21 protein-coding genes are annotated in these 20,919 nt (G+C 66.3%); 16 read left to right on the forward strand and 5 right to left on the reverse strand.

Translation table 11 applies throughout. The features are described 5' to 3' along the window. Nucleotides 1-153: 153 nt before the first annotated feature. Nucleotides 154-2,925, reverse strand: coding sequence for a preprotein translocase subunit SecA (gene secA, locus PRN20_RS22630; RefSeq protein WP_273959934.1), 2,772 nt, complete (start codon nucleotides 2,923-2,925; stop codon nucleotides 154-156). Nucleotides 2,926-3,128: 203 nt separating this feature from the next. Between secA and PRN20_RS22635 the strand changes: the two genes are divergently transcribed. The 5 genes from PRN20_RS22635 (at nucleotide 3,129) to PRN20_RS22655 (ending at nucleotide 6,918) form a co-directional block, all read left to right on the forward strand. After that, on the forward strand, nucleotides 3,129-4,115 hold the full coding sequence (locus PRN20_RS22635) for a peptidylprolyl isomerase (RefSeq protein ID WP_273959935.1): 987 nt from the start codon (nucleotides 3,129-3,131) through the stop codon (nucleotides 4,113-4,115). A 192-nt stretch (nucleotides 4,116-4,307) separates the two neighbouring features. Then, nucleotides 4,308-5,540 carry a bifunctional glutamate N-acetyltransferase/amino-acid acetyltransferase ArgJ gene (argJ, locus tag PRN20_RS22640; RefSeq protein WP_273959936.1) on the forward strand — a complete coding sequence of 411 codons (1,233 nt, stop codon included), beginning with the start codon at nucleotides 4,308-4,310 and terminating at the stop codon, nucleotides 5,538-5,540. After that, on the forward strand, nucleotides 5,540-6,304 hold the full coding sequence (locus PRN20_RS22645; protein WP_273959937.1) for a GNAT family N-acetyltransferase: 765 nt from the start codon (nucleotides 5,540-5,542) through the stop codon (nucleotides 6,302-6,304). Before argJ ends, PRN20_RS22645 begins: the two co-directional genes overlap by 1 nt. After that, entirely contained in the window at nucleotides 6,301-6,699 is a 399-nt protein-coding gene (gene mutT / locus PRN20_RS22650) for an 8-oxo-dGTP diphosphatase MutT (RefSeq protein WP_273959938.1), read from the forward strand. The genes PRN20_RS22645 and mutT overlap by 4 nt, the downstream gene beginning before the upstream one ends. A gap of 9 nt (nucleotides 6,700-6,708) precedes the next feature. Next, complete coding sequence (locus tag PRN20_RS22655; protein WP_273959939.1) at nucleotides 6,709-6,918, forward strand: Flp family type IVb pilin; 210 nt, start codon at nucleotides 6,709-6,711, stop codon at nucleotides 6,916-6,918. Nucleotides 6,919-6,921: 3 nt separating this feature from the next. On the opposite strand, the gene PRN20_RS22660 is transcribed toward PRN20_RS22655, so the two are convergent. Then, a complete protein-coding gene (locus tag PRN20_RS22660) occupies nucleotides 6,922-7,779 on the reverse strand; it encodes a methyltransferase domain-containing protein (RefSeq protein WP_273959940.1) in 858 nt (285 codons plus the stop codon). 66 nt (nucleotides 7,780-7,845) lie between these two features. Here PRN20_RS22660 and PRN20_RS22665 point away from each other — a divergent pair, with 66 nt between their 5' ends. The 6 genes from PRN20_RS22665 to PRN20_RS22690 all read left to right on the forward strand — a co-directional run bounded on the left by PRN20_RS22665 (nucleotide 7,846) and on the right by PRN20_RS22690 (nucleotide 11,490). Next, nucleotides 7,846-8,598 carry a ComF family protein gene (locus tag PRN20_RS22665; protein WP_273959941.1) on the forward strand — a complete coding sequence of 251 codons (753 nt, stop codon included), beginning with the start codon at nucleotides 7,846-7,848 and terminating at the stop codon, nucleotides 8,596-8,598. Nucleotides 8,599-8,632: 34 nt separating this feature from the next. Further along, on the forward strand, nucleotides 8,633-8,887 hold the full coding sequence (grxC, locus tag PRN20_RS22670; RefSeq protein WP_273959942.1) for a glutaredoxin 3: 255 nt from the start codon (nucleotides 8,633-8,635) through the stop codon (nucleotides 8,885-8,887). Continuing rightward, nucleotides 8,880-9,755 (forward strand): carbon-nitrogen hydrolase family protein, encoded by an 876-nt coding sequence (locus PRN20_RS22675; protein ID WP_337956277.1) that lies wholly within the window; start codon nucleotides 8,880-8,882, stop codon nucleotides 9,753-9,755. The genes grxC and PRN20_RS22675 overlap by 8 nt, the downstream gene beginning before the upstream one ends. Next, nucleotides 9,752-10,177 (forward strand): DUF1178 family protein, encoded by a 426-nt coding sequence (locus tag PRN20_RS22680; RefSeq protein WP_273959943.1) that lies wholly within the window; start codon nucleotides 9,752-9,754, stop codon nucleotides 10,175-10,177. The genes PRN20_RS22675 and PRN20_RS22680 overlap by 4 nt, the downstream gene beginning before the upstream one ends. 92 nt (nucleotides 10,178-10,269) lie before the next feature. Next, entirely contained in the window at nucleotides 10,270-11,130 is an 861-nt protein-coding gene (locus tag PRN20_RS22685; protein WP_273959944.1) for an aldo/keto reductase, read from the forward strand. 114 nt (nucleotides 11,131-11,244) lie between these two features. Further along, nucleotides 11,245-11,490 carry a hypothetical protein gene (locus tag PRN20_RS22690; RefSeq protein WP_273959945.1) on the forward strand — a complete coding sequence of 82 codons (246 nt, stop codon included), beginning with the start codon at nucleotides 11,245-11,247 and terminating at the stop codon, nucleotides 11,488-11,490. Between the two features lie 2 nt (nucleotides 11,491-11,492). On the opposite strand, the gene PRN20_RS22695 is transcribed toward PRN20_RS22690, so the two are convergent. The 3 genes from PRN20_RS22695 to PRN20_RS22705 all read right to left on the reverse strand — a co-directional run bounded on the left by PRN20_RS22695 (nucleotide 11,493) and on the right by PRN20_RS22705 (nucleotide 14,043). After that, a complete protein-coding gene (locus PRN20_RS22695) occupies nucleotides 11,493-12,455 on the reverse strand; it encodes a VOC family protein (protein ID WP_273959946.1) in 963 nt (320 codons plus the stop codon). Nucleotides 12,456-12,529: 74 nt separating this feature from the next. Beyond that, the gene (gene ubiG, locus PRN20_RS22700) at nucleotides 12,530-13,270 is read right to left on the reverse strand and encodes a bifunctional 2-polyprenyl-6-hydroxyphenol methylase/3-demethylubiquinol 3-O-methyltransferase UbiG (RefSeq protein WP_273959947.1); all 741 of its coding nucleotides are present in this window, start codon (nucleotides 13,268-13,270) and stop codon (nucleotides 12,530-12,532) included. Further along, a complete protein-coding gene (locus PRN20_RS22705) occupies nucleotides 13,270-14,043 on the reverse strand; it encodes a DUF2711 family protein (RefSeq protein ID WP_273959948.1) in 774 nt (257 codons plus the stop codon). The genes ubiG and PRN20_RS22705 overlap by 1 nt, the downstream gene beginning before the upstream one ends. A gap of 142 nt (nucleotides 14,044-14,185) precedes the next feature. On the opposite strand from PRN20_RS22705, the gene PRN20_RS22710 reads away from it, so the two are divergent. From PRN20_RS22710 to PRN20_RS22730, 5 genes are all read left to right on the forward strand, one after another. After that, on the forward strand, nucleotides 14,186-15,457 hold the full coding sequence (locus tag PRN20_RS22710; protein ID WP_273959949.1) for an aspartate kinase: 1,272 nt from the start codon (nucleotides 14,186-14,188) through the stop codon (nucleotides 15,455-15,457). Between the two features lie 66 nt (nucleotides 15,458-15,523). Beyond that, the gene (gene ptsP / locus PRN20_RS22715) at nucleotides 15,524-17,791 is read left to right on the forward strand and encodes a phosphoenolpyruvate--protein phosphotransferase (RefSeq protein ID WP_273959950.1); all 2,268 of its coding nucleotides are present in this window, start codon (nucleotides 15,524-15,526) and stop codon (nucleotides 17,789-17,791) included. 184 nt (nucleotides 17,792-17,975) lie between these two features. Then, the gene (gene prfA, locus PRN20_RS22720) at nucleotides 17,976-19,052 is read left to right on the forward strand and encodes a peptide chain release factor 1 (protein WP_273959951.1); all 1,077 of its coding nucleotides are present in this window, start codon (nucleotides 17,976-17,978) and stop codon (nucleotides 19,050-19,052) included. A gap of 8 nt (nucleotides 19,053-19,060) precedes the next feature. Beyond that, the gene (gene prmC / locus PRN20_RS22725; protein WP_273959952.1) at nucleotides 19,061-19,912 is read left to right on the forward strand and encodes a peptide chain release factor N(5)-glutamine methyltransferase; all 852 of its coding nucleotides are present in this window, start codon (nucleotides 19,061-19,063) and stop codon (nucleotides 19,910-19,912) included. Between the two features lie 314 nt (nucleotides 19,913-20,226). After that, nucleotides 20,227-20,886, forward strand: a complete 660-nt coding sequence (locus tag PRN20_RS22730; RefSeq protein ID WP_273959953.1) for a DUF4167 domain-containing protein — start codon at nucleotides 20,227-20,229, stop codon at nucleotides 20,884-20,886. The last annotated feature ends 33 nt before the right edge of the window (nucleotides 20,887-20,919 follow it).

Consider the following 20,919-nt stretch of genomic DNA (forward strand, 5'->3'; position numbering starts at 1 on the left):
ACACACATATGAATGTCAAGGCATATAACGGCATAGCCATATGATGGCCGGCCCCGAGGTACCGGAACGATGAGCGGCGAGCCCACACGCCGCCCAAACGAAACGGCCCGCGCCAGTGGCGCGGGCCGTCAAAAGGCTAGCTGTGTGCCAGCGCTAGAACGCGCCGTGGCAGTGCTTGAACTTCTTGCCCGAGCCGCAGGGGCAGGGGGCATTGCGCGACACACCGACCAGGAGCTTGGGGTCGATCGGGCGCAGCGCCGGATCGGCTTCGATCACGTCGGCGCCGGCAGCGGCACCCGCCGCGGCAAAGGCCGCAAGGCCCGGAGCGGGCCCCAGGGCGCGCGGCATGGTGCCCGTAACCTGGGTGTCGACGTCGTTCTCGCCGGTGGTGGGGTCGATGTGGATCTCGTCGAGGCCGCTCAGGTCCGGCGTCGGGGCCGGCTGGCGCATCTGGATCTCGACGTGGCTGAGCTGGGTGGTGACCAGCTCGCGCATGCTCGCCAGCATCTGCTCGAACAGCTCGAAGGCCTCGCGCTTGTACTCCATGAGCGGGTCGCGCTGGGCGAGGCCGCGCCAGCCTATGACCTTCGACAGATGGTCGAGGGTAACGAGGTGCTCGCGCCACAGTCCGTCGATCGACTGCAGGAGGATCGACTTCTCGACCTGGCGCATGATCTCGGGCGAGTAGCGGGCCACCTTGGCGGCGGCGAACTCGTCGGCGGCCTTGGTGATGCGCTCGCGCACGATCTCGGCGTCGATGCCTTCCTCGTGCGTCCACTCCTCGGCGGGAATGTCGATGTTGAGGTAGGTCTTGGCCGCCGCGGTGAGCTGCTCGACGTTCCACTGCTCGGGATAGGAGCGCTCGGGGATCGCCTTGGCGACGATGTCGTCGACGACCTCGTGCCGCATGTTGCCGATGGTGTCGGATACGTCCTCGGCGTCCATCAGTTCCAGGCGCTCGGCGAAGATCACCTTGCGCTGGTCGTTCATGACGTCGTCGTACTTGAGGATGTTCTTGCGGATGTCGAAGTTGCGGGCTTCGACGCGGGCCTGGGCGCGCTCGATGGCCTTGGTCACCCAGGGGTGGGTGATCGACTCGCCCTGCTCGAGGCCGAGCTTGGACAACATCGAATCCATCGACTCGACCGGGAAGATGCGCATCAGGTCGTCCTGAAGGCTCAGGAAGAACTTGGAATGGCCCGGGTCGCCCTGGCGGCCGGCGCGGCCGCGCAGCTGGTTGTCGATGCGGCGGCTCTCATGCCGCTCGGTACCGATGATCATGAGGCCGCCCGCGGCGAGCACCTTGGCCTTGTCCTCGGCGATGGTGCGCTTGATATCGGCGATCTTGGCTTCGCGGTCGGCGCCCTCGAGGTTCTGGGCCTCGCGCTCGATGCGCATGTCGAGGTTGCCGCCCAGCTGGATGTCGGTGCCGCGACCGGCCATGTTGGTGGCGATGGTCACCGCGCTGCTCACGCCCGCATCGGCGACGATATAGGCTTCCTGCTCGTGGTAGCGGGCGTTCAGCACCTGCAGGTTGTCGACGCCCTTCTGGCGGAGGAGCTCGGCCAGCATCTCGGACTTCTCGATCGAGGTGGTGCCGACCAGCACCGGCTGGCCACGGCCGCGGGCCTCGGCGATCAGCTCGGCGATGGCTTCGAACTTCTCGGCGGCGGTGCGGAAGATGGCGTCGTCTTCGTCGACGCGCTTCACCGTCACGTTGGTGGGGATCGAGACGACGTTGAGGCCGTAGATGTCGCCGAATTCCTCGGCTTCGGTCGCGGCCGTGCCGGTCATGCCGGCCAGCTTCTTGTAGAGGCGGAAGTAGTTCTGGAAGGTGATCGAGGCCAGCGTCTGGTTCTCAGGCTGGATCTTGACGTGTTCCTTGGCTTCCAGCGCCTGGTGCAGGCCTTCCGAATAGCGGCGGCCCGGCATCATGCGGCCGGTGAACTCGTCGATGATCACCACTTCGTCGTTGCGGACGATGTAGTCCTTCTCGCGCTGGAACATCTTGTGGGCGCGCAGCGCCGAGTTGAGGTGGTGGACCAGCGCCACGTTCTCGATGTCGTAGAGGTCCTCGCCCTTGAGCTGGCCGGCTTCGGCCAGGGCGGCCTCGAGACGCTCGACGCCCGCATCGGTGAAGGTGGCCGAGCGCTGCTTCTCGTCGATCTCGAAGTCGCCCTCGACCAGCGTCGGGATCAGGCTGTCGGCGAGTTCGTAGAGGGCCGAGCGGTCGGACGAGGGGCCGGAGATGATCAGCGGGGTGCGCGCCTCGTCGATGAGGATCGAGTCCACTTCGTCGACGATCGCGTATTCATGGCCGCGCTGCACCATCTGATCGCGGCTGTATTTCATGTTGTCGCGCAGGTAGTCGAAGCCGAACTCGTTGTTCGTGCCGTAGGTGATGTCGCAGTCGTAGGCGGCCTTGCGCTCGGAGTCGTCGAGGCCGTGCACGATGATGCCGATGGACATCCCGAGGAAATTGTAGAGCCGGCCCATCCAGGCGGCGTCGCGGCGGGCGAGGTAGTCGTTCACCGTCACGAGGTGCACGCCCTTGCCGGGCAGGGCGTTGAGGTAGACCGCGAGGGTGGCGACAAGGGTCTTGCCTTCACCGGTCTTCATTTCGGCGATGGAGCGGTTGTTGAGCACCATGCCGCCGATCAGCTGCACGTCGAAGTGGCGCATGCCGAGGGAACGCTTGGCGCCTTCGCGGACAGTGGCAAAGGCCGGCTCGAGAATGTCGTCAAGGGTCTTGCCCGCCGCGAGCATGTCGCGGAATTCCTGCGTCTTGGCCCGGAGCTGTTCGTCGGTCAGCTTCTCGTATTCAGGCTCCAGCGCATTGATGGCTGCGACCCTCGGGAGGTACTTCTTCACCTGTCGATCGTTCGCCGAACCGAAGATCGCCTTGGCGATTGCAGCCAGTACCATTCCTGTCGTCCTTTGATTGTTCAGGCCGGGTGGGCGCGAGGCGCCAAACATCATCCGGCAAGCGGCGGGTCCTCACCCGTCAACACTCTTTGAAGTGGTGCGACATGTAAGAGCGGGTGTTTTGCTTGTCAACGTAACGGCAATGGGGCAAACCTCGCCGGCGCTTCGGCGCGGGGCTCTGCGCCAGCTGAGGAGAATACCCTATGACCCACCTTGCCAAGCAGGGTTTTCGTAACACCGTCACGGCTTTTGCCTGCGCCCTGATGCTCGGGACCGCCCTGCCGGCCGTTGCCCAGGATGCCGCCGCGCCTGCCGCCGAGGCTCCTGCTGCCGAGGCTCCTGCAGCCGAAGCTCCTGCAGCCGAAGCGCCCGCTGCCGCTCCGGCCCAGCCCGCCCCCGATGCGGTCGTCGCGACGATCGGCGACATGACCATCACCGAGGCCGACCTCGCCTTTGCCGCCGAGGACCTGCAGGCCGAACTGCAGCAGGTTCCGGCTGCGGAACGCCGCGCTTTCCTCGTCACCGTGCTCATCGACATGAAGGTGATGGCCAAGGCCGCCAAGGAAGCGGGCATGGCCGATACCGACCTGTTCAAGCGCCGGCTCGCCTATCTCGAGGATCGCTCGCTGCGGCGGTCCTATTTCGCCGACAAGATCGCCGCCGGCATCACGCAGGAGCAGATCCAGGCGGCCTATGACGAGTTCGTCAAAGGCTTCCAGCCGATCGAGGAAGTCCACGCGCGCCACATCCTCGTTCCGACCGAGGACGAGGCCAAGGCCGTCAAGGCCGAGCTCGAAGGCGGCAAGCCGTTCGAGCTGCTGGCCATGGAAAAGACCACCGATCCTTCGGGCAAGCAGAACGGGGGCGACCTCGGCTTCTTCCAGAAAGGCATGATGGTGCCCGAGTTCGAAAGCGTCGCCTTCACGCTCGAGCCCGGCCAGATCTCCGATCCGGTCAAGAGCCAGTTCGGCTGGCACATCATCAAGGTCGACGAAAAGCGCATGAGCTCGCCCCCGCCGCTGGAGCAGATGGCCCAGCAGCTGGGCCAGCAGGTGATGTTCAAGGCGTTCGACGAGGAAATCGCGCGTCTCAAGAAGGACATCAAGCTCGATATCCCGGACGCGGCGCTGGCCGAGGGTGTCAAGAAGCAGTCCCAGCCGGCACAGGAAGGCGAGGCAGCGACGAAGTAAGCTGCCATACGATCCGAGTTTTGCGGACCCCGGCTTCGGCCGGGGTTTTCGTTTGTCGCGTTGGCCGGCAACGCCCCGTTTCGGGCGCTTCATCACGAGTGGTAAGTTCTGAACCGGAAGCGGGGTTTGCGGCTTGCTTCACGTCGGAGCTTGAGGCAAACGGGTGGCTCAGCTTGGCTACCAGGACGCAAAATGGCCCATCCCGTCTCACCGCTCGCGCCCAAGACTTACCCTGAACTGCCGGAAGTCGCCGGCGTCAGGTTCGCGACCGCCGAAGCCGGGATCAAGTACAAGAACCGAACCGACGTCCTCCTCGTGGCGATGGACGAGGGGACTGTCGTCGCCGGCGTCCTCACCCGCTCCAAATGCCCGTCGGCGGCCGTCGACTGGTGCCGCGAGAACCTGCCGGGCGGCAAGGCGCGGGCGCTGCTCGTCAACTCGGGCAATGCCAATGCCTTCACCGGCAAGAAGGGCAAGGCATCGGTAGCGCTCTCGGCTGACATCGTCTCGAGGGCGCTCGGCGTCCAGCCGTCCGAAATCTTCCTCGCCTCGACCGGCGTGATCGGCGAGCCGCTGCCGGCCGAAAAGTTCGCGGGTGTGACCGACGATATGGCCGGGCGCCTCGCGCCGGGTCCCTGGATGGACGCGGCCAGGGCCATCATGACCACCGATACCTTCGCCAAGGTGGCGACGGCGACCGTCGAGTTCGACGGCGTCCCGGTCGTCATCTCCGGCATCGCCAAGGGTTCGGGCATGATCGCGCCGGACATGGCGACGATGCTGAGCTTCGTGTTCACCGACGCGCCGATCGCGGCGGGGGTCCTCAAGGGCCTGCTGCAGCCGGCGATCGACACGAGCTTCAACGCGGTGACCGTCGACAGCGACACGTCGACCTCCGACACCTGCCTCGTGTTTGCCACGGGCAAGGCCGGCATCCCCACCATCACTTCGGCGGACGATCCGCGTGCGGCCGTCTTCGCCGAGGCGCTCGAGGACGTGCTCAAGGAACTCGCGATCCAGGTCGTGCGCGATGGCGAGGGCGCGACCAAGATGGTGACCGTCACCGTCGAGGGCGCGACCGACGACCGCAGCGCCTTCCGCATCGCCCAGTCGATTGCCAACTCGCCGCTGGTCAAGACCGCCATTGCCGGCGAGGACGCCAACTGGGGCCGCGTCGTCATGGCCGTGGGCAAGGCAGGCGAGCCGGCCGATCGCGACAAGCTCGAGATCAGCTTCGGCGACATCCGCGTCGCTAGCGAAGGCGAGCGCGATCCCAACTACGACGAGTCCAAGACCAGCGCCTACATGAAGAACGAGGACATCGAGCTGCGCGTCGGCCTCGGGCTCGGTTCGGGCACGGCGACCGTCTACACCTGCGACCTGACGCACGGCTACATCACCATCAACGGCGACTACAGGTCCTGATGGTCCCGCTCAGCGTCACTCAGATCGAGGGCGCGACCCTCACGGCGTGGCCCGCTCTCAAGCAGGCCCATGACGGGCTTTGGGTCTGGCGCTATGCGCGCGGCTACACCAAGCGCGCCAATTCCATCCACTGCCTCGAGCCCAATGACGGGCTCTATGCCGAGCTCAGGCTGCAGCGCATGGCGGAGATGAGCCGCCAGCACGGCATTCCGCCCGTGTTCCGGGTCACGCCGCAGACGGCGCCGGAAATCCTCGAGGTGCTCGACGGGCTGCAGTGGGAGGAGTTCGACCCGAGCCTCGTGATGGCGATGGAAATGCCGCACGTCGATTTCCCGGTCGGCTTCCAGGCACGCTATTTCGATCCGGCCGATCCGGCCTGGTATCGCGCGCAGGCGCAGATGTCGGGCAATGACGGGGAAACCACCGAGATCCTTGGTCAGATCCTCGAAGCCATCGCCTGCGAGGCGACGGGTGTGCTGGTCTACCACAAGGCCGGTCTGCCGGTGGCGGCGACGCTGGCCGCCGTCGCGAGCGGCATGGGCATCTTCCTCAATGTCGTCACCCACCCCAGCGCCCGCGGCATGGGCTATGGGCGGGCGGTGATGAGCGCCGCACTCAACTGGGTTCGCGCCGCCGGAGCGACCCATGCGGCGCTGCAGGTGCTCGAAAGCAATGTGCCGGCCGTAAACCTTTATGGCTCGCTCGGCTTCGGCGAAGTCTATCCCTACAGCTATCGGCGCGCGCCGGACTGGGGACGCGAGTGAGGATCCAACTGGTCGTCGCCTGTGCGCTCGTCGATGCCGACCGGCGCGTGCTGATCGCCCAGCGCCCCGAGGGAAAGCAGCTTGCCGGGCTGTGGGAGTTCCCCGGCGGCAAGCTCGAGGCGGGGGAAACGCCGGAGGCGGCGCTGATCCGCGAACTCGAGGAAGAACTCGGTGTTTCCACTAAGACCGCGTGTCTGGCGCCGTTAACTTTTGCTTCTCACTCTTACGAAAGCTTTCATCTTCTGATGCCACTTTACGTCTGTCGTAAGTGGCAAGGTGAACCCCAGGCCCGCGAACACGCTGCCCTCAAGTGGGTGCGTCCGCAAGCCTTGCGCGACTACCCCATGCCGCCGGCTGACGTGCCGCTGATCGCGCCGCTCTGCGATCTGCTCTAGGGGGTGTCGATGACGGCTGTCTGCGAACCGCTGCGTTGCTTTGTTGCCGACGAAAGCGGCGCCACGGCCATCGAGTACGGGCTTATCGCCGGGCTCATCGCGGTCGGTGTCCTTGCCGCCATGACCATGTTCGGCGCCAATGTCAGCACGATGTTCGAGGGCATTTCGAGCCGCGCCGGCGAAGAGCTCGACAATATCAACGAAATCCCGCCGGCCTGACGCTCAGCCGTCCTTGCCCAGAACGTCCTTGAGGCTCACCGTGGCACTGCCCCGTCGCAGCGGCTTCTGCTGGCTTTCATGCGGGGCCCAGCCCAGCAGCCAGACGATCTCCAGCGTCGCGCGGACGCGTCCATCCGGATCGCCCGCCAGCTCCTCATAGGCCGCGGCGGCGGCGCCGATCAGGGTGCGTGTCGCCGCTCGTCCGGGCCGATCCGCCAGTGGGTTCTGGGCGCCCAGCCCCTTGAGCTCGCGCATCAGCTTCAGCGCATCGGAATAGCGGACCGGGTAGGTCTCGAGGTCGGCCACCGGCAATGCAAAGCCGGCGCGCTGCAGGAGGCCGCCGATATCGGCCAGCGGGATGAAGGGCGCGACACGCGCAAAGGCGCCCCCCGTGATCTCCGAATCGGCCCGCAGGAAAGCCTGCCGCAGCTCGGTCAGGCTGTCGCCGCCGAGTGCCGCCGCGATCATCAGCCCGTCCGGCCGGAGGTGGGCGCGGATGCGCGACAGGAACCCCGGCACATCGTTGACGACCTGCAGGTCGAAGAGGCTCACGATCAGGTCGTAGCCCTGGCGCGGCAACAGCAGCATCTCGGGGTCGACGAGGGGCGCCTCTTCCGAGCCGAGGACCGTCGAAACGCGCTCGAAGGCGAAGGCGCCGCTGGCCGAGCGGCCCATGAGCGGCAGGCGGGCGCCATCCGGGCCCATGATCAGGGCCTGGTCGAAATCACGCGTGATGGTGATGAGGCGGGCGGCGAGATCGTCGAGCGCGATCTGCGTCACGAAATCCTCGGCGCCCGGGGCGCGGCGCTTGAGATGCTGGGCGATCAGGTCGCGGTCGAAGACCCGCGGGGGGAGGGACATAGGCAATCCACGCCGTGTCGACTAAGCTCAGGCCTTATGGAAGCGGGGGCGGCCAAAGTCAAAGCTGTGAAGCGGGCAACGCTGGCGCGGTTCGGCGGCGGCGTGCTCGACCTCATCTATCCACCCACCTGCCTCGATTGCGGTGCGCCGACGGCGCGCCACGCTGCGCTCTGCCCGCGCTGCTTTGCGAAGCTTCGGCCGATCACCGCGCCCTACTGCCCGGTGCTGGGGCTGCCTTTCGAAGTGTCACTCGGCCCCGACGCCCGTTCGGCCGAAGCTATCGCCGATCCGCCGCCCTTCGAGCGGGCGCGCTCGGCGGTCATCTACAACGAGGTGGCGCGCGCCGTGGTCGGCCGGCTCAAGTATGGCGACCGGCCCGAGCTCGCCGGCTTCTGCGCCCGGCTGATGGCGGCGGCGGGAAGCGACCTCTGGGCCGAAGCGCGCGTACTCGTGCCGGTGCCGCTTCATTTCTGGCGGCTGGTCGGCCGGCGGTACAACCAGTCCACTGAACTCGCCCGGGCGCTGTCGCGGCTCACCGGGCATGCCGTCGATCCGACGCTGGTCAGTCGCACCCGGCGGACGCGCCAGCAGGTCGGGCTCTCCGCCGATGCGCGGCAGCGCAATGTCGCCGGCGCCTTCACGGCCCACCCGGATATCCTCAGGCGGCTCAACGGGCGTGGCGTGGTGCTTGTCGACGACGTCATCACCACCGGCTCGACCGTCAAGGCCATCACGCGTACGCTCAAACGCGCAGGCGTCGACAAAATCGACGTGATCTCTTTCGCCCGCGTTGTGACAGGCGGAGAGAGCCCCATATAAGTGCCAACAGCGGACACGTTTCCCCCAAGGTGAGATGAAGAAGGTAGAGATCTACACGACCCAGTGGTGCCCCTATTGCGATGCGGCCAAGTCGCTGCTCGACAAGAAGGGCGTGGACTACGACGAGGTCGATGCCGACGATCCGGAGATCCGGGTAGCGATGGTTGAGCGTGCCCACGGGCGGCGCACGGTGCCGCAGATCTTCGTGGGCGAAACCCATGTCGGCGGCTATGACGACCTGTCGGCGCTCGAGCGGGGCGGCCAGCTGGATCCGCTGCTCGGTGACTGACCGGATGCGCGTCGCGGCCCTCCAGATGACATCGGGCACCGAGCCCGGGCCCAATCTTGACCAGTTGGAGCGGCTGGCCACCGAGGCTGCGGGGCAGGGCGCGACTTACCTGCTCTCCCCGGAAGTCACGGTGGTATTTGCCGAGAATCGCGAGGGCCTGCGCTCGGTCGCGGGCCCCTGGGAGGGCAACCCGGCGATCGAGCGTGCAGCGCAGATCGCCAAACGCCTCGGCGTGAGCCTCCATCTGGGCTCGCTCGCCGTGGCCCTGCCGGACGGGCGCTTCGCCAATCGCTCGGTGCTTTTCCGCCCCGATGGCTCGATCGCGGCGACCTATGACAAGATTCACCTGTTCGACGCGACGCTGCCCGGGCTCAAGAATTACCGCGAGAGCGAGACCTATGCGGGTGGTGCCAGCGCCGTCGTCACCGACGCGCCCGGTTTTCCGCTCGGCATGACCATCTGCTACGACGTGCGTTTTCCGGCGCTTCACCGCGCGCTGGCCGAGGCCGGCGCCAAGGTGATCTCGGTCCCCGCCGCCTTCACGGTGCCCACCGGCGAAGCGCACTGGGAAGTGTTGCTGCGCGCTCGCGCCATCGAGACCGGCTCGTGGGTGATCGCTTCGGCGCAGGCCGGCCAGCACCAGAACGGACGGCAGACCTGGGGACATTCGATGATCATCGATCCCTGGGGCCGGATCGTCAGCCAGCTCGGCGGCGAGGGTCCCGGCATTGCCATCGCCGATATCGACCTCGCAGCTGTGGACGAGGCGCGCGGCAAGGTCCCGGCGCTTGCCAACGCACGTCCGTTTTCGCTAACCCTCGCCCGTTCGGGTACTGATCCGACCGCCCGAGAGGACGTTTCCGCGTGATCACCTATTCGCTCGTCTGCCACAATTCCCACAAGTTCGATGCCTGGTTCAAAAGCGCCGAAGCGTATGATGAGCAGCATGGCCGCGGCATTGTCACCTGCCCGATGTGCAACTCGACGCGCGTCGAGAAGGCGCTGATGGCGCCCGCGCTCAGCCGCAGCAACCCCGACAAGGTGTCGCTGTCGAGCGGCCATCCGATGCAGGCCGAGATTCGCGAGATGATGCGGGCGATGCGCAGGAAGGTGACGAGCGAGGCCGACTATGTCGGCGACAAGTTCGCCGAGGAAGCGCGCAAGATCCACTTCAAGGAAGCCGACGCGCGCGGCATCTATGGCGAGGCGACCCGCGACGAAGTGGCCGAGCTCATCGACGATGGCGTCGATTTCCTGCCCCTCCCGCACCTGCCCGAAGAAGCGAACTAGGTTTCAACTCGCCAAAGAGCGAGGTTGATCGGCAATCGCCGATGGAGTCATGCTGACGGCCGTGCCAGCTCACTCCCCTGGAGATTTCCCTGATGTCTACTCCCGACGCTACCCTTGCGGGCACGTTTGCCATTGGCGGCGACCTTGTGGTCAACCGGCTCGGCTTTGGCGCCATGCGCATCACCGGGCCCGGCATCTTCGGGCCCCCAGCGGACCGCGACGAAGCAATCCGCGTGCTGAAGCGCGTGCCCGAACTCGGCATCAACTTCATCGACACTGCCGACAGCTACGGACCCCATGTCAGCGAAGAGCTGATCCGCGAGGCGCTTCACCCCTATGCGAAGGGCCTCGTCATCGCCACCAAGGCCGGCTTCCAGCGTCCGGGCCCCGACGACTGGCGCATCGACTGCCGCCCCGAGCAGCTGCGGCGCGGCATCGAGGGCAGCCTCAAGCGGCTCGGCGTCGAGCAGATCGACCTGTGGCAGCTCCACCGCATCGACTCCAAGGTCGACCGCAGGCTGCAGTTCGAGACGATCAAGTCCTTCCGCGACGAGGGGCTGGCCCGCCATGTCGGCCTCAGCGAAGTCAGCATTGCCGATATCGAAGAGGCGCGCCGCTACGTGCCGATCGCCACGGTGCAGAACCGCTACGGGCCAACGGACCGCCATAGCGACGACGTCCTCGACTACTGCACGCAGCACGGCATCGGCTTCATCCCGTGGGCGCCGCTCGGGTCGGGCCGCCTCGCGCGCCAGGATTCGGTGCTCGACGCCGTCGCCAGACGGAACAATGCGACCCCCAGCCAGGTCGCCATCGCCTGGGCACTGCAGCGCTCGCCGGTGGTGCTGATGATTCCCGGCACGAGCAAGGTGGCGCATCTCGAGGAGAACACCGCCGCGGCGGGATTGAAGCTCTCGGCCGCCGACATCGCCGAGCTGGACCGGCTGGGATAGTTGCCACAAGCCTGAACGGCAGCTGAAACGGCCGGTTCAGTTCAGGTTCAAGCCGGCCGGGCCAGTTTCCTCCCAACAGCCGGGCGCCACGGCGCCCGGTAGCAGGAGGATAGAATGCATCACTCGACCCTGACCCCGGCGACCACCCCGCATGGCGGCGCCATCCGTGCGGCGACCAGCGGGACGGCCGCACTTGTGCTCAAGACGCTGAAGCCCTTCGACTACGCTCTCGATCAGGCGCTCGACGCCGCCTATGGCGCCGGCCACTGGTTCGTCTACTGGGACGAAGACCTGCGCGGGCACCCCATCCCCGGCACCATCACGCTGGCCTACGGGCAGGAAACGCTGGTCGTCGGCTGAGCCTAGACGACGAGCCGCACCTCGGTCCCCCAGGGATCGATGATGGCGATACCGCCATCGATCTCCCGCGCCGCATGTCCGGCTGCACCCAGTTGCTCGCGCCGCGACGCAAGCAGGTCCGCATCCGCCAGCGTGAGCGAAAAGCGGGCGAGACCCGTCGTCGTCGCGTCCCGCTGTCCGGCGCCACGACTCTCCCACGTGTTCAGTGCGACGTGGTGGTGATAGCGGCCCGAGGACAGGAAGACCGCGTCGGCCCGCGCCGAGGTGACATCCAGTCCCAGCGCCGCACCGTAGAACGCTGTCGCTGCATCGATATTGCCGGCGCGCAGGTGGATATGGCCGACGCAGAGGCCGGCTGGGGCGGCCATGTACTCGTCGCGCTCCGTGTTCGCGAGCGCCAGGATGCCGTCGATGTCGAGCGGCTCGGAGCCCATGGCGACGCGCCCGGCAACCCATAGCCAGCCGCTCTCCGGCCGATCCGAGTAGACTTCGATGCCATTGCCCTCGGGATCGTCGAGATAGATAGCCTCGCTCACGAGATGATCGGCAAAGCCGGTGATCGGCGCCTGGACCGCCGCGGCATGGACCAGCCAGCGCGCCAGGTCCTCGCGGGACGGCATCAGGAACGCTGTGTGGTAGAGTCCGGCGGCGGTGCGCGGCTCGAGGGCCGCATCGGCATGCTTTTCGAGGGTCAGCAGCAGCTTGCCGTCGGCTCCGAGTTCGACCACCTCGTCCGATTGCGACAGCACCTCGAGCCCCAGTACCAGGCGGTAGTAGCCGGTCATGTTGGCGAGGTCGCGGACCCTCAGCGTCACGTCGCGCACATGGACCGGTGTGGTCACTGCAAACATGCGCGTCGTGCCCGGCGCAATGCCCTCGGCGCGAGCAGCGGCCGCGGCAGCAGCGCTCAGTGTCGCGGCGCCGGCAAGGCGCAGCAGCGTGCGCCGGGTGAAAGTGGATGACATCGAAAGCCCCTGAGCGGAATGGGCGTAGCTAGCCCGCCAAGCTTCACATGCGCACTACACGTTGCCGTGTCGGCTCAGGCCTGTGGTTTCTCGGCCAGAACCATGTAGTTGACGCCGAGGTCGCGGCTCTGCCGCCACTCGTCGGACAGCGGGTGGAAGACCACGCCCACCTTGTCGACGACCTTGAGCCCATAGCGCCCGCAGAGGGCAGAGATCTCGTCCGGGGTCAGGAACTTCGAGAAATCGTGGGTGCCCTTGGGCAGCCAGCCCAGCACGTACTCGGCCCCGACGATCGCCAGCGCCCAGGCGCGCGGCGTGCGGTTGATGGTGGCGGTGAACATCAGCCCGCCGGGCTTCACGAGGCTGGCGCAGCTCTTCATGTAGAGCGGCACGTTGTCGACGTGCTCCACCACTTCCATGTTCAGCACCACGTCGAACTTCTCGCCTGTCGCATCGAGCGCCTCGGCGGTCGTCGCGCGGTAGTCGATGGCGAGGCCCGACTGCTCGGCATGGTGTTTCGCGATGGCGATGTTTTTCTCGCCCGCGTCGATCCCCACCATCGTCGCGCCGAGCCGGGCCAGCGGCTCGCTCAGCAAGCCGCCGCCACAGCCGATATCGAGGATGCGAAGTCCCTCAAGCGGCCGGCGCACCGTACTGTCCTTGTCGAAATGGGCGATCGCCTTGTCGCGCACATAACCCAGCCGCACCGGGTTGAACTTGTGCAGCGGCTTGAACTTGCCCGTGGGGTCCCACCACTCGTCAGCCATGGCGGCAAACTTGGCGATCTCGTCGGGATTGATGGTGGTGTCGGTCATCAGGCGGTCCCCGGCAGTGGGTGGAGCCACCAGTCGTGCTCGGTGGTGGCGTCGGCCCAGAAACCCTCGAAGGGTGGCATGTCTATCGTCCTCATGGCGGCGTCTGACAAGCAGATAAGGGTGAAGAAGCTGTCCGAGTCGACGACGGCGAGCATCGACTCATCGGGGGTCCAAAGGCGTTTCGGCCACCATTCCCACGGTCTGGTTAGGTGGCTAACCTCGATGACCCGCACCTCCTCGGTGACATCATCACCGGCCACCACTTGCGATACTCCAAGTTGCCGGGCGAGCGAGGCAAGGCCCTCGCGATGCAGAACCTGAAACTCCCCTTCGGTGGGCAGGAATACGCCTTTCTCGGCGCTGAACTGTTCCAGACGGTCGGCAGCCGGCCGGTCTTCGAACTTTCGCTTCAGCCCACGGATGTGCGTTCTGAGCGCTTGATTGAGGTGTTGGTGGCTGCGCATGCCGGCGCTGCGGCAAGTATCGATCCAACTCATTGGGCGAGCGCGCGACGGTATCAGCGCCTCGATATCCGTTGCAGCGATAAGACCGTCGCGCTCGGCGGCTCGAAGTTCCTCTAGATCGTCTAGGGTCGGAGCATTGATGGCGCCGCGGTTGTCGACGACAAACGTACCCCAGTCGCACTCATCTGGCCGAACACCTGGCAGCACAAAGAATGGATGGAATGCCACGAACACTGCGCTGAAGTGTCCCTCGTACCATTGCAGGTAGCGGACGTTCTCTCGCGGATAGGTCAGATGCTCGTTTCCCACTCGCTCCTCGAGGACATTCGGGATCGTCGCGCAAGGTCACCCCGAATCGCCCCGTTGCCAATCCCCCCGTCCTGTGGCACATCGGCCGCCAAATTCTGAGCGTACCGGCGGGTTCAGCCGGGCAACAGTCGGGGTAGGGGCCTTGGGCCGTATCGTAGTCAAGTTTGGCGGCACCTCGGTCGCCAATGTCGAGCGCATCCGTCAGGCAGCGCTGCATGTGAAGCGCGAAGTCGAGGCCGGCAACGAAGTCGCCGTGGTGGTCTCGGCCATGTCGGGCAAGACCAATGAGCTGGTCGGCTGGGTGAACGAAGCTTCGAAGCTTCACGATGCCCGTGAGTACGACGCGGTCGTCGCCTCGGGCGAGCAGGTCACCGCCGGGCTGATGGCCGTGGTGCTGAGCGAGATGGGCATCCCGTCGCGCTCGTTCCAGGGCTGGCAGGTGCCGATCAAGACCGACGACGCGCACGGCGCCGCCCGTATCGTCGACATCGATCCGACCGAACTCGAGAAGCGCTTCGCCGATGGCGTGGTGCCGGTCATCACCGGCTTCCAGGGTGTCGCCCCCTCGGGCCGGGTGACGACTCTGGGCCGTGGCGGCTCCGACACTTCGGCCGTTGCCGTGGCGGCGGCGGTGAAGGCCGACCGCTGCGACATCTACACCGATGTTGACGGCGTCTACACTACCGACCCGCGCATCACCCCCAAGGCCAGGCGGCTTTCGAAGATCTCGTTCGAAGAGATGCTTGAAATGGCATCGCTCGGCGCCAAGGTTCTGATGATCCGCTCGGTCGAGATGGCGATGGCGCACAAGGTGCGCCTCACCGTGCGTTCCAGTTTCGACGATCCGAATGCGCCGCAGATCGCGCCGGATGGTACGCCGGGAGTTCCCGGCACAATCGTATGCGATGAGGAAGAGATCATGGAAAAGCAGATCGTTTCGGGCGTCACCCTGGCGCGGGCCGAATCCAAGATCACGCTGCGCGACGTCAAGGACCGTCCTGGTGTCGCCGCCGCGATCTTCGGCGCGCTCTCGGACGAGTCCATCGTCGTCGACATGATCGTGCAGAACGTCTCCGAGGACGGCTCGACCACCGATATCACCTTCACCGTGCCCGATGCGGAGCACGACAAGGCGGTGAAGGCGCTCGAAGCTGCCGGCAAGGCGGGACGCTTCGAGTATCGCACGCTGACCAGTTCCAAGGGCGGCGCCAAGGTTTCGGTGGTGGGCGTGGGCATGCGCAACCATGCAGGCGTCGCCGCCTCGATGTTCAAGGCGCTGGCGGACAAGTCGATCAACATCCAGCTGATCACCACGTCGGAAATCAAGACCTCGGTCCTGATCGATGACGAGTATGCCGAACTTGCGGTCCGGGCCCTGCATACGTATTACGGTTTGGACAAGCAGGACGCCTGAGACGCTCCAGACCTCCGGTCGCAGCGCCCGGGCGATGTAAGCGGCGCCGGGCCGCCCAGGGGAATCATGGTCACAGCGATCAGCGGGCCGCGCGTGCTCCTGAAGCAATTGCGCGAAACCATGGCGGAGCCGCTGGCTTCGCAGGCTCGGCTCGACAAGATCGTCGGTCTCATTGCCGACAACATGCACGCGGACGTCTGCTCGTTCTACGTGCTGCGCGATGACGGCGCGCTCGAACTGTTCGCCACGCGCGGCCTTGCGGCCACTGCCGTGCACATGACGACGCTGCGGCTGGGCGAGGGCCTGGTCGGCCTCATCGCGGCGCAGGCCGAGCCGCTCAGCCTCGAGAATGCCCCCTCCCATCCCGCCTTCGCCTACCGGCCGGAGACGGGGGAAGATCCGTTCCTCGCCTTCCTTGGCGTGCCGGTTCTGCGGGCCGGACAGACGCTGGGCGTACTGGTGGTGCAGAACCGCGATTCCCATGCCTATGGCGAAGACGAGATCGAGGCGATGCTGACCACGGCGACGCTGCTCGCCGAGATGATGTCGACCTCCGATTTCGATGCGCTGATCAAGCCGGGCCAGGATATCGACCTCAGGCGTCCGCGCTCGTTCAACGGCACCGGATTTTCCGACGGGGTGGCGCTGGGGCAGGTGGTGCTGCACGACCCGCGCGTCGTCGTCACCAATTTCGTGGCCGAGGATACCGACGTCGAGCTCAAGCGCCTCTCGCATGCCCTCGACCAGATGCGGCTCTCCATCGACCAGATGCTCAGCCATGGCGACATGCAGAGCTTTTCGGATCACCGCGAGATCCTCGAGAGCTACCGGATGTTCGCCAACGATCGTGGCTGGGTCGACCGGCTAACCGAGGCGATCAACAACGGCCTCACCGCCGAGGCGGCGGTCGAGCGCGTGCAGAACGACACGCGCGCCCGGATGATGCGGTCGACCGACCCCTACATCAAGGACCGGCTGCACGACCTCGACGACCTCGCCAACCGGCTGCTGCGCGTCCTTACCGGCGACGGCGGCACGCTGGGACGGAAGGAACTGCCCGACAACGCCATCCTGGTCGCCCGCAACATGGGGCCGGCGGACCTGCTCGAATACGACCGCACCAAGGTGCGGGCCGTGGTGCTCGAGGAAGGCGCGGCGATCAGCCATGTGGCGATCGTCGCCAAGTCGCTTGGCCTCGTCGCGGTGGGCCAGGCCGAGAACGTCGTCGCCATGTCGGAATCGGGCGACGACATCATCGTCGATGGCCAGCAGGGCACGGTCTATCTCCGGCCGACACCGGACATGATCCAGGTCTATGTCGACAAGGTGCGGCTCGGGGCCAAGCGGCGCGCGCACTACCTCGAGCTCAAGGACAAGCCGGCCATCACCCGCGACGGCGTCGAGGTGACGCTGCTGCACAATTCCGGCATCGTCGCCGACCTGCCCATGCTGCAGGATACGGGTGCCTCCGGCGTCGGGCTGTTCCGCACGGAACTGCAGTTCATGATCGCCTCGCGCCTGCCCCGGCTCAAGGAGCAGGTGGAGCTCTATTCCGAGGCGATCCGGCTCGTCGAAGGCAAGCCCATCGTCTTCCGCCTGCTCGATATCGGCGGCGACAAGGTCATTCCCTACCTGCGCTACGAGGCCGAGGAGAATCCCGCCATGGGGTTCCGCTCGCTGCGCCTCGCTCTGGATCGCCAGGGGCTGCTGCGCATCCAGATCCGCGCGCTGCTCCAGGCCGCCAATGGCGGGCCGATGAAGATCCTCGTGCCCATGGTCACCGATGCCTGGGAGTTCCGGCAGACGCGGCTCGTGGTCAACAAGGAAGTCGAGCGCATGCGCAATGCCGGCCATACGGTGCCGAGCAAGCTCGAGCTCGGCGCCATGATCGAGGTGCCCTCGCTGCTGTGGGAGCTCGACCACGTGCTGCCCGAGGCCGATTTCGTCTCGATCGGCTCGAACGACCTGGTCATGTTCCTCACTGCCGCCGACCGCGGCAACCCGCGCGTCGCCAAGGCCTATGATCCGATCGCGTTGCCGCGGCTCAGGGCGCTCAAGCACATTGTCGACATGGCCCGGCGCTACAACGTGCCGCTCACCATGTGCGGCGAACTGGCCGGCCGGACGATCGAGGCCCTGGCGCTCCTCGCCATCGGCATGACGCGGCTCTCGATGAGTCCCCCCTCGATCGGTCCGATCAAGGAAATGATCCTCGGGCTCGAACTCGCGCCCATCCGCAACTCCATCTCCGCCGCCCTTCTCGAGGGCGCCAACGGCCCCCAAATCCGCGACCTGCTGCTCGACTGGGCCGGGCGGCAGGGGCTTGTGATCTGAACACCATGTCACGCCACGCCAAAGGCCCCCTCACCCGGCGCTGCGCGCCGACCTCTCCCCCCAAGGGAGAGGTGAGCCGGGGCACGATCGGGCCACTCCATCACCTCTCCCTTGGGGGAGAGGTCGGCCGAAGGCCGGGTGAGGGGGCCTTGACCCAGCCACTATACGGAACTAGCGCAGCCTGATGCCCAATCTCCCGCAGGACAAACTGGACGCGCTGACCAAGCGCTTCGACTATATCGAGGCGGCGCTGGCCTCTGGCCCGTCGGCTGAAGAGTTCGTCAGGCTCTCCAAGGAGTATGCCGAGCTCGAGCCCGTGGTGCGGCCGATCCAGGCCTATCGCAAGCTGCTCAACGATCTCGAATCGGCCGAGGAGCTGGTCGGTGCGGGCGACAAGGAAATGGCCGAGATGGCCGAGGCCGAGATCGGCGAGCTGAAGCCGCGGATCGAGCAGGCCGTCTCCGAAATCCAGATCCTGCTGCTCCCCAAGGATGCCGCCGACGACAAGAGCGTCATCCTCGAGGTGCGCGCCGGCACCGGTGGCGACGAGGCGGCGCTGTTCGCGGGCGATCTGCTGCGCATGTACCAGCGCTATTCCGACATCATGGGCTGGAAGTTCACCCTGCTCGAGGAAAGCCCGGGCGAAATGGGCGGCTACAAGGAAGTCACCGCCAATATCACCGGCAAGGGCGTCTACGCACGGCTCAAGTACGAGAGCGGCGTCCACCGCGTGCAGCGCGTGCCCGAGACCGAGGGCTCCGGCCGCATCCACACGTCGGCCGCGACGGTCGCCGTGCTGCCCGAGGTCGAGGATATCGAGATCGACATCCGGCCCGAGGACATCCGCATCGACACGATGCGCTCGTCGGGCGCCGGCGGCCAGCACGTCAACACCACGGACTCGGCGGTGCGCATCACCCACCTGCCGACCGGCATCGTTGTTACCGCCAGCCAGAAGTCCCAGCACCAGAACCGCGCCACCGCCATGAAGGTGCTGCAGGCCCGGCTCTATGAGGACCAGCGCAACGCGCGCGACACCGCCCGCTCGGAATCGCGCAAGGAGCAGGTGGGGTCGGGCGACCGGTCGGAACGCATCCGCACGTACAATTTCCCGCAGGGCCGGGTAACCGACCACCGGATCAACCTGACGCTCTACAAGCTCGACAAGGTGATTGCCGGCGAGGCTCTCGACGAGCTCGTCTCGGCCCTGATCACGGAGCATCAGGCGGCGCAGCTCGCGGCCATGGAGAGGATCAGCTGACGATCAGCGTGGGCGCAGCATGGCGAGGGGTACGCGACCAGTTCCGGCGGGCCGGCATCGACACCGCGGAGCTCGACGCGAGGCTGTTTGCCGAAGCGGCCTTCGGGATGGACCGGCTCGAACTCGTCAACCGCGAGCGCGAGGCTGTTCCGCAGCACCAGCTCAGCATCCTCGATGACTATGCTGCCCGGCGCCTCAAGGGCGAACCGGTAGTCCGTATCCTCGGCGAGAAGGAGTTCTGGGGCCTGAGCTTCAAGCTCAACGCGGCGACGCTCGTTCCCCGGCCGGAGACCGAGATGCTGGTCGAACGCGGGCTCGAGGTCATCGGCCCGCTCAACGATGCCCGGGTGCTCGACCTCGGCACCGGCACCGGCTGCATCCCGATCTCGCTGCTCACCGAGTATTCCGACGTGACCGCGGTGGCGGTCGATCTCTCCGTCGATGCATTGGAGATAGCCCGGCTCAATGCCAATCGCCACGGCGTCGGCGACCGGTTCACCACGCTCAAGGGCTCCTGGTTCGACCCGCTCGATCCGGGCCAGCGCTTCGACCTCATCACCTCCAACCCGCCCTATATCGAGAGCGCCGATATCGAGACGCTGATGCCCGAGGTGCGCGAGCACGATCCGCGGCTCGCCCTCGATGGCGGCTCGGACGGGCTGGATGCCTATCGCGCCATCGCTGCCGAGGCCGGCCACTTCCTCAAGCCCGAGGGCGTGCTGCTGCTCGAGATGGGGACGGGGCAGGGCCAGGCCGTGCACGACCTTCTCGTCGGAGCAGGGTTCGGCGAGGTCGAGATCGTCCGTGACTACGGCGGCCACGACCGGATGGCGGTGGCGCGCCTGCGCACCGCCCCTTGATGATCGGTTGGGCAACGCCAATATTTCGCTTGGAATGCGGGGGCGAACCAGTTAGGTTGCCGGTGCTGTCAGCGGTGCGAGTAGATTGCACCTGGGAGACGGCCACCCGCTCATCGGCGATACTGCAGTAGGCAGTGTTCGACACTCGGACGAGGAACCGGGGCGCTTTGATGGGCCACAAGTGGTTCAACCGCGATAGCTCAGGCACCGTGAGGACTTGACTGCTCACGCCTCGTTATTGGCGTCTGTGGCCCCCGGTGCCCGATGGCCAGATGTTGCCTTCAGTATTCTTTTCCAAGGCTTGAAAAGAGACGATGAGACCAAACCAGCAGAACAACAAGAACCGCTCCCGCGGCCGGAACAACAATGGTGGCCGCAAGCACGGCAACCCGCTGAGCCGGAACTACGAGAGTAACGGACCTGACATGAAGGTGCGCGGCAACGCCGCCCACATCGCCGAGAAGTACCTGCAGCTCGCCCGCGATGCGCAGTCCTCCGGCGACAGCGTGATGGCAGAGAACTATCTGCAGCACGCCGAGCACTACTTCCGCATCATTTCGGCGGCCCAGCAGGCACAACAGGCCCAGTTCCGTGGCGAAGTGCAGCAGGACGAGGACGATTTCGACGACGATTTCGCCCCGATCAACGATCGCTTCGCGTCGCCCGAGCCGCGCCAGTTCAATCCGCAGCAACCGCAGCAGCAGCCGCACCAGCAGCCGCAGCCGGTGGCTGAAGCCGCCCAGACCACCGAGGCCGGCGAGGCTGAAGGCACTGTCGCCGAGGCTGCGCCCGTCGAAGGCGAGGCCCAGCAGGCCGAGGGTGAGGGCGGGGCGCGTCGCCGCGACCGTCGTCCGCGCCGCCGTTCGCGCAGTGGCCAGGGTGCGGAAGGCGGGGCCGATCCCGCCAACGCCCCACAGCCCGAAGTGGGCGAACTGCCGGCCTTCCTGACGGCAGGCAATACGCCGGCCGAGTGAGCCGGACGACCCTTGGAAAATCCAGAAGGCCGG

It is taken from the genome of Devosia sp. ZB163 (assembly GCF_028613635.1).
Lineage (GTDB): Bacteria > Pseudomonadota > Alphaproteobacteria > Rhizobiales > Devosiaceae > Devosia_A.

Bases quoted from the DNA above. Each gene is read 5' to 3' on its own strand.
- ubiG (WP_273959947.1), bottom strand. From the start codon at position 13,270: ATGACCGACACCACCATCAATCCCGACGAGATCGCCAAGTTTGCCGCC.
- PRN20_RS22730 (WP_273959953.1), top strand. From the start codon at position 20,227: ATGAGACCAAACCAGCAGAACAACAAGAACCGCTCCCGCGGCCGGAAC.
- secA (WP_273959934.1), bottom strand. From the start codon at position 2,925: ATGGTACTGGCTGCAATCGCCAAGGCGATCTTCGGTTCGGCGAACGAT.
- PRN20_RS22660 (WP_273959940.1), bottom strand. From the start codon at position 7,779: ATGTCCCTCCCCCCGCGGGTCTTCGACCGCGACCTGATCGCCCAGCAT.
- ptsP (WP_273959950.1), top strand. From the start codon at position 15,524: ATGGTCACAGCGATCAGCGGGCCGCGCGTGCTCCTGAAGCAATTGCGC.
- PRN20_RS22695 (WP_273959946.1), bottom strand. From the start codon at position 12,455: ATGTCATCCACTTTCACCCGGCGCACGCTGCTGCGCCTTGCCGGCGCC.
- PRN20_RS22685 (WP_273959944.1), top strand. From the start codon at position 10,270: ATGTCTACTCCCGACGCTACCCTTGCGGGCACGTTTGCCATTGGCGGC.
- PRN20_RS22645 (WP_273959937.1), top strand. From the start codon at position 5,540: ATGGTCCCGCTCAGCGTCACTCAGATCGAGGGCGCGACCCTCACGGCG.
- PRN20_RS22635 (WP_273959935.1), top strand. From the start codon at position 3,129: ATGACCCACCTTGCCAAGCAGGGTTTTCGTAACACCGTCACGGCTTTT.
- prfA (WP_273959951.1), top strand. From the start codon at position 17,976: ATGCCCAATCTCCCGCAGGACAAACTGGACGCGCTGACCAAGCGCTTC.
- argJ (WP_273959936.1), top strand. From the start codon at position 4,308: ATGGCCCATCCCGTCTCACCGCTCGCGCCCAAGACTTACCCTGAACTG.
- grxC (WP_273959942.1), top strand. From the start codon at position 8,633: ATGAAGAAGGTAGAGATCTACACGACCCAGTGGTGCCCCTATTGCGAT.
- PRN20_RS22690 (WP_273959945.1), top strand. From the start codon at position 11,245: ATGCATCACTCGACCCTGACCCCGGCGACCACCCCGCATGGCGGCGCC.
- PRN20_RS22655 (WP_273959939.1), top strand. From the start codon at position 6,709: ATGACGGCTGTCTGCGAACCGCTGCGTTGCTTTGTTGCCGACGAAAGC.